The sequence below is a fragment of the Vibrio sp. 1069 genome (genome assembly GCF_033340555.1).
The window spans coordinates 1-1043 of the sequence record NZ_JAWOWP010000122.1 but is presented as its reverse complement, the minus strand read 5'-3'; the positions used below and the strand labels follow the sequence as shown (position 1 = coordinate 1043).

The following is a 1043-nucleotide window of genomic DNA, read 5'->3' as shown; positions in this document are numbered from 1 at the left end:
CTCCAAATCTGTTGGTCTAGCTGCCATCCAATCTCAAGAGGGGAGACACTCACAATAAAATCGCCTTCACGATCTGGGTGAGTTTCTAGCCATCTCGCTAAAGGTGCTCCTTTTTTTCGTGTTGGCTCTGCCATCAAATGCCAAACTTGAGCGAGGTTCTCTAGTCGTTGAATATAGAAACCTAGTTCAGCGAGCGCAGGCTCGGCCAATCTTGCCGCGAGTTCGCCATCTTTGACTCTTTCTGCGATAAGATCGGCGATTTTCGCGACGCTTTGGTTTGCTTTCTTGCTGAACTGCTTTAGCTCTTTAGATTGGTTTTCTAGCCAAGTAGGCAGTTCGCCATGTTCAAAGCGGTAGATGCCTTCTTCAAACTGAGCTGGATCGAACTGCTTAGTCAACTGAGTGAGCGCAGGTATTAAGTTTTGCACGGAATCTTGCAAGTCATTGCGGAATCGAGCGACACGTTTCTCATCAGCCAGTGATGAAAATTTACTGATTGACTGATTCAGCTTCTCTAGCCACGCTGCTGCGCCTTTTAAACTCGCGGATGCTGAAGCGTGATCACGGGCGACGTGAGGCAGGTGGTGAGCTTCGTCAAAGACATAAATCGTATTTTCTGGCTCTGGTAAGATTACGCCACCACCTAAGTCAGCATCAGCCATAACGAGAGAGTGATTCGCGATGATCACGTCATTTTTATCTAACTCAGAACGCGCCTTTTGAAACGGGCACCCTCTGTGACCTGGCAAACTGTTATTGCAGCTGTGCTTGTCACTGACAATCAATTGCCAGATGCGGTCGTCTATAGGTTTAGGCCAAGCGTCGCGGTCACCATCCCATTTCCCTTGAGCGAGTGAGCGATACATGGTTTCCAGTAATTCAATGTCTTTTTTCTTTGGCTTGGTCTCAAACATCGCTAGTTGACCGCCATCCACACCACTGGCTGTTGCGAGCTTTTCTGCGCAGCAGTAGCGCTGCCTACCTTTGGCAAGAATGAAAGAGAATTCTCTGTCTGTAATACGACGGAATAGAGGAAGGTCTTT

At 48.0% G+C, this 1043-nt stretch carries 1 pseudogene; it reads right to left on the bottom strand.

Annotated elements, in window-relative coordinates:
* Positions 1-1043, bottom strand: a pseudogene (locus R7040_RS24855) (ATP-dependent DNA helicase DinG); the annotation flags it as partial.